This window comes from Streptomyces chlorus (genome assembly GCF_042655885.1).
In the GTDB taxonomy this organism is placed as follows: domain Bacteria; phylum Actinomycetota; class Actinomycetes; order Streptomycetales; family Streptomycetaceae; genus Streptomyces; species Streptomyces chlorus.
The window spans coordinates 418,328-424,387 of the sequence record NZ_JBHSOA010000003.1; the positions used below are offsets into that span (position 1 = coordinate 418,328).

General features: G+C 71.0%; 6 protein-coding genes. 3 read left to right on the forward strand and 3 right to left on the reverse strand.

Going from position 1 to position 6,060, the window contains the following annotated elements:
* The first annotated feature begins 31 nt into the window (after positions 1 to 31).
* From ACFPZI_RS02160 to ACFPZI_RS02170, 3 genes are read left to right on the forward strand one after another with little or no spacing between them, the layout of a single operon-like run.
* The gene (locus ACFPZI_RS02160) at positions 32 to 2,815 is read left to right on the forward strand and encodes a cation-translocating P-type ATPase (RefSeq protein WP_381357330.1); all 2,784 of its coding nucleotides are present in this window, start codon (positions 32 to 34) and stop codon (positions 2,813 to 2,815) included.
* Positions 2,812 to 3,471, forward strand: coding sequence for a potassium channel family protein (locus tag ACFPZI_RS02165; RefSeq protein ID WP_381357332.1), 660 nt, complete (start codon positions 2,812 to 2,814; stop codon positions 3,469 to 3,471). The genes ACFPZI_RS02160 and ACFPZI_RS02165 overlap by 4 nt, the downstream gene beginning before the upstream one ends.
* The gene (locus ACFPZI_RS02170) at positions 3,468 to 4,124 is read left to right on the forward strand and encodes a potassium channel family protein (RefSeq protein ID WP_381357335.1); all 657 of its coding nucleotides are present in this window, start codon (positions 3,468 to 3,470) and stop codon (positions 4,122 to 4,124) included. Before ACFPZI_RS02165 ends, ACFPZI_RS02170 begins: the two co-directional genes overlap by 4 nt.
* A gap of 7 nt (positions 4,125 to 4,131) precedes the next feature.
* On the opposite strand, the gene ACFPZI_RS02175 is transcribed toward ACFPZI_RS02170, so the two are convergent.
* From ACFPZI_RS02175 to ACFPZI_RS02185, 3 genes are all read right to left on the reverse strand, one after another.
* Positions 4,132 to 4,467, reverse strand: a complete 336-nt coding sequence (locus ACFPZI_RS02175; protein ID WP_381357337.1) for a cation transporting ATPase C-terminal domain-containing protein — start codon at positions 4,465 to 4,467, stop codon at positions 4,132 to 4,134.
* A 245-nt stretch (positions 4,468 to 4,712) separates the two neighbouring features.
* Positions 4,713 to 5,234, reverse strand: a complete 522-nt coding sequence (locus ACFPZI_RS02180) for a flavodoxin domain-containing protein (protein ID WP_381357340.1) — start codon at positions 5,232 to 5,234, stop codon at positions 4,713 to 4,715.
* Positions 5,235 to 5,627: 393 nt separating this feature from the next.
* Positions 5,628 to 6,060 (reverse strand): zinc-binding dehydrogenase (locus tag ACFPZI_RS02185; RefSeq protein ID WP_381357343.1); only part of this gene is annotated, 433 nt, incomplete at its 5' end.

The following is a 6,060-nucleotide window of genomic DNA, read 5'->3' on the forward strand; positions in this document are numbered from 1 at the left end:
CGGGGGCGGCGAACTGACAGCCCCTGGCACCATGGCAGCCCCCGCGGTCCAGACGCTGCCGACCGGGGAGGTCTTCGCGGCGCTGGACACCTCGCCGCGCGGACTGACGTCGGCGGACGCGACGGCGCTGCAGGCCCGCCTGGGCCCCAACGCGCTTCCGTCCGCGGGCCGGACGCGGCTGTGGCGGGAACTGGCCGGCCAGTTCACCGACCTGTTCGCCGTTGTCCTGGTCCTCGCGTCGGCGATCACGTTCCTGGCCTACGCGCTTCAGGACCCCCGGGATGTGGGCACGCTGCAACTCGCGGTGGCGATCCTGTGCGTGGTGATGCTGAACGCCGCCATCGGCTTCGCCCAGGAGTACTCCGCCGAGCGGACGGCCGAGTCGTTGCAGGCCATGGTCAGACACACCTGCCGGGTGCTGCGCGACGGGGAGAGACGGGAAGTGCCGTCGCAGCACCTGGTGCCCGGGGACGTGGTGGTCCTGGAGGCCGGGGACGCGGTGCCCGCGGACTGCCGTCTGGTGGAGGCGCACGAGGTCTCCGTGAACAACGCGGCGCTGACGGGGGAGAGCAACGCCGTCGGCCGCACGGCCCGCCCCGTGGCCGCCGGGCCGGTCCTTCAGGCCCGCAACTGTGTGTTCATGGGCACCGATGTGGTGGCCGGTTCCGCGAAGGCCGTGGTGTTCGCCACCGGCACGGCCACCGAGTTCGGCAAGATCTTCCGGCTCACGGCCGCGGCACCCCGCCAGAAGACCCCGCTGCAACGGCAGGTCGCCCTGATGGCCCGCAGGGTCGCGGGGACGGCCCTGGCGATCGGGGCGCTGTTGTTCATGGTGCGCCTGCCCGCCGGGCAGCCGTTCGTCGAGACCTTCGTCTTCGCCCTCGGCGTCATGGTCGCCCTCGTCCCCGAGGGACTGCCCGCGACCATGTCGGTGTCCCTGGCGATCGGCGTACGGCGCATGGCGCGGCGGCACGCCCTGGTCAAGCAGCTGCTGGCGGTGGAGGCGCTGGGGTCCACCACGGTGGTGTGCACGGACAAGACGGGGACCCTCACCCGGGCCGAGATGACCGTCGTACGGGTGTGGGCGGGCGGGGCGGAGCACGCCGTGACCGGCGTGGGGTACGCGCCCGACGGCGAGGTCGCCGACCCGCAGTCGGTCCGTGGGCTGTTGCGGGCGGGGGCCCTGTGCTGCAACGCCCGCCTGGTCCCTCCCCCAGCCAACGCTGGGAGGTACCCCCAGTCGGAGCAGGCGGGCTGGCGGGTGCTCGGCGACACCACCGAGGGGGCGCTGCTCGTGGCCGCGGCGAAGGCAGGGCTTGATGTGGCCGCGGAGGAGGCCGCGGCACCGCGCGTCGCGGAGTACCCCTTCGACTCCGGCCGCAAGCTCATGAGCACCGTGCACAAGGGCACCGATGGCGACGGTTACCGCGTGTACGTCAAGGGCGCGCCGCAGGAACTCCTCGACCGTTGCGTCGCGGCCGACTGGGCGGGAGAGTGCCGCGCGTTGACCGAAGCGCTGCGGTCCCAGGTCGTCGCCGCGAACGACGAGCTGGCCTCCCAGGGGCTGCGCGTGCTGGCGGTGGCCCGGCGGCCTGTGCCCGACGCCCGTCCGCGCCAGGACACGGCCGAGTCGGAGCTGACGCTGCTGGGGCTCGTCGGGATGCTGGACCCGCCGCGGCCCGAGGTCAGCGAAGCGGTCGCCGCCTGCCAACGGGCCCGCATCCGGATCGTGATGGTCACCGGGGACCACCCGCTGACCGCCGAGGCCGTCGCCCGCAGGGTCGGCATCGTCACCGGACCCGCCCCCACCGTGGTGACCGGCGTCGAGTTCGAGGCGCTGGACGACGACGGCCTGGACACCCTGCTCGACCGGTCGGGTGAGCTGCTGCTGTGCCGGGTCAGCCCCGAAGACAAGATGCGGGTCGTGGGCGCCCTGCACCGGCGCGGCGAAGTCGTCGCGGTCACCGGCGACGGCGCCAACGACGCGCCGGCCCTCAAACACGCCGACATCGGCGTGGCGATGGGCGCCTCCGGCACCGATGTCGCCCGGGAAGCCGCGGTGATGGTGCTGCTTGACGACTCGTTCGCCTCCATCGCCGCGGCGGTGCGACTGGGCCGGTCGGTCTACCAGAACATCCGCAAGTTCCTCATCTACCTCTTCAGCCACAACATCGCCGAACTCGTGCCGATCCTCGCGGCGACCTTGGCCGGCTTCCCGCTGGTGCCGATCAGCGCCGTGCAGATTCTCGCCATCGACCTCGGCTCCGACGTCCTGCCGGCGCTGGCGCTGGGCGCCGAGCCGCCGGAACCCGACGTCATGGACCGCCCACCGCGCTCACGGAAGGAACAGCTGTTCTCCAGGGCCGTCATGGGCCGCATCCTGTTCCTGGGCGGCATCCAGGCTCTCGGCGTGACCGCCGTTTTTTTCTGGCACATCCACGCCTCGGGGATCGCGTACTCCGATTTCACCAAGGACGACACCGTCTACCGGGAGGCGACCACGATGGTCCAGGCCGGAATCGTGATCAGCCAGTTCTTCAACGCCCTCGCGGTGCGCACCGACCGGCAGAGCCTGCTGCGCGTCGGGCCGTTTTCCAACCCCTGGCTGCTGGCCGCCGGATGTTTCGGCATCACTCTCATGGCGGGCATCAGCTATCTGCCCCCGCTGCAGGCCCTGTTCAACACCGCCCCACTGGCCGCGGGGGACTGGGCCGTCCTCGCCGGGCTCGGCGTGCTGCTGCTGGTCGCCGAGGAACTCAGGAAGGCGTGGGTGCGCCACCGTACGCCCGCAGATCCGAAAGGAGGTACGCGATGAGAGCGATCATCGCCGGCTGCGGACGGGCCGGGTCCCTGCTCGCCGCCCAACTCGCCACCGAAGGCCATGACGTACGGATCGTGGACCGCGTGGCCAGGACGCGCAGGCTGCTGCCCGCCGGCTTCCCGGGCCAGTTCCACGTGGGCAACGGATACAGCCGTACGGTCCTCGATGCCGCCGGGATCGAGGACGCGGACGCGTTCGTCGCCGTCACCTCGGGCGACAACAGCAACATCGTCAGCGCGCGGACGGCCAAGGAGACCTACCGGGTGCCGATCGTCCTCGCCCGCATCTACGACCCCCGCCGCGCCGACATCTACCGCGAACTCGGCATCCCCACCATCGCCAGCGTCCGCTGGACGGTGCATGAGATCCACCAGATGCTGCTGCACCGCCACCTCACCCCCGAACTCACCTTCGGCAACGGCGAGACCCTGCTGGTCCGCTCGCAGCTGCCCGGCTACCTCACCGGGCGGCGCCTGACCGAGTTCGATGTCGACGGCGAGATCCGTGTCATCGAGGTCACCCGGGCGGGCCGCTCGCTCGTCCCCGCGCACAGCACCCCGGCCGAGCCCGGAGACCTGGTCACCTTCGCCGTCGCCGCCACCTCGCTCGGCAGACTGCGCGGCTTCCTGGACAAGGAGCTGGGGACTTGAAGGCGCTCATCGCCGGCGCCGGACGCCTGGGCACGCAGATCGCGCAGGTTCTCGCCACCGCCCGCAACGAGGTCACCCTCGTCGACATCGACGACGACCGCATCGCCGAGCTCGAAGGCCTTCTGCCCGTACGCCTCCTGGCCGGGGATGCCTGCGAACCCACCTTCCTGGAGCACGCCGGGGCACTCACCGCAGACCTCGTCATCGCCACCACCGGCAACGACGAGGACAACCTCGTCATCAGTCTTCTCGCCAAGCGCCAGTTCGCCGTGGACCGGGTCGCGGCACGCGTCAACGACGAGGAGAACACCTGGCTCTTCGACCAGAACTGGGGAGTGGACACCGCGGTCCCCGCCGCCACTCCCTTGATCTCCCTCATCGAGGAGGCCACCGGCGCCACCGACACCGTCGCCCTGCTGCGGCTGAGCAAGGCGGGCGTCGACATCATCGAAACCGCCATCACCCCGCAGTCCCGCGCCGCGGGCCGCACACTCGCCGAAATCTCCCTCCCCGCGGGCACCGTCATCGCGACCGTCATCCGGAAGGGCCGGCCCACGGTCCCCGCTCCCGGGATGCGGCTGCAACCCGGCGACGAACTCCTCGTCGTCTCCCACGCCGCCACCGAGCAGGAGATCCACGCGGCCTTTCAGTGAGGGCCCGTCAAACAGCCGGCGAGCCCGCGCGGGGAGGGCACTCCGGTTTCAGCCGTGCCTGGAGACGCATGACGACTTGACCGAGGCCCGACAGGGCGCAGGCGACCGCGAGCTCGGTGAGCGACAGCGGCTCGGTACCCAGCAGCTTCCCCAGCACGGGCACACGCACACCGACCGTCTGAAGCGCCAGAGCCGCGCCCACGGCGACCAGCAGAAAGGGATTGGCCAGACCTCCCGGAGGGGCGCGTGAACCGAGCACCGCGCCGAACTGCGTCGCACCGAGCACCAGGAAGACGATGAACTGCCATGAACAGCCTGACTCACGGGCCCACACGCCGACCACCAGGACACCACCGCTCTCGCTCGTGCGGGACCATGAGCACCGGGCAGCGCGCGTGGAGGACAGGGCGCCGGCTGACCACTACGGTGCCGATGCATGAGCAGAAGGCGGACACCAGAGCCATCCGGTGCCGCACGCCTGACAGGTGAGGGGTGTGTGCACCAACCGTGTGCGCGACCGGTGACACGGCGGCCGTGTACACGCCTGCCTGTCACCGGTACGGCACCACATCGCCGGTCCGCTCCACATCACTGATCTGCGCGGAGCTCCCCGGCTACAGCCGTCGTCCAGCTGTCGACCGCCTCCCAGTCACGGAAGTCGCCGAACCGTCCGCCCACCAGGCGGAACATGAGGCATCCGGCACGGGACAGCTGATTCCGTTCGACGACACCGAAGAACAGAGGGTGACCGCGGTATCGCAAATTTGGCGGCAGGCCCTCCTCGATGGCCGGCAACTCCTTGGGGGCCATGCGGTGCCACGGCCCCCGCAGCGCTGCCGGCATCCCGACGCTGAAGATCCACACGGGACGGGGGGCGAGTACATCCAGATTTTCCCGTATGAACTCCCTGGCCTGGGGCAGCCAGCTCTGTCCGTGCACAGCGCTGCCGAGGACGAACGCACGGTAGGCGTCGGCATCCTCGGCCTCCGGCATGGCTCTGGCCTCTGCGTTCAGTCCCGCGCCGCTCAGCACGGAAGCGATCCGCTCGGCGATCGTCCGGGTGGAACCGTGGACGGTCGCGTATCCAACGAGGACGTCCGTGGGAGGCACCTCCTTGTGGCGTGTTCGCAGCCGTAGGACGGCTCAGGACAGGGACGCCGGCCAGCCTGCTACGACTGCGTCGAGGACGCCGGCGTCCAGCACTCGCCGAGAGACGACAGCCACGGGGTGCACCAGAGCATGTTGAGTAGCAGGCGGACACAGGCCGCCCTGAGAGCCGCAGCTGACCACGGCTGCTGCCTACCGGGACGGCCGCCCCCCGCGAAGAAGGAGAGCATGGCCGACGACCGAGGCGAGACCGACGGCCACAGCGCCCGCCAGGCGAGGCCGGACACTCCCACCGCGGCTCCTGTACTGGCCGGTTGGTGAGGTGGCGTCAGCGTCGTTGGCGCGAGTGGTCCAGGCCCGGGGGTCGGATGGCTCGGTGGAGCCGCAGGTCCGCCTTCACGGCCGGTCACCGGAGGGGGTGCTCTCTTCGCGGTGCAGTACGACCTTGAGGGCGCCGGTGTCGGGGCCGTGGGAGGAGACCTCGTAGGCGTCCTCCATCTGGCCGAGGCCGAAGGTGTGGGTGACGAGCGGGGGAATGTGCAGGTGTCCGGACGTCACCAGGTCGAGCAGCCAGGGTGTGGAGGAGGTGTCGACCTGGCCGGTGCTGATCGTCACGTTCTTGCGCCACAGCGCCTCGAGATGCAGCGTGGCCGGCTTGCCGTGCATGCCGATGTTGGCGATGTGCCCGCCCGAGCGGACGACCCGGGTGCACAGGACGAAGCTGTCCGGAGCTCCGGCGGCCTCGATGACCACGTCGGCGCCGGGGCCGTCCGCGAGGTCGGCCATCAGCCGTCCGGGCAGCTCGGCGGCGTCGGCCCCCAGCCGGCCG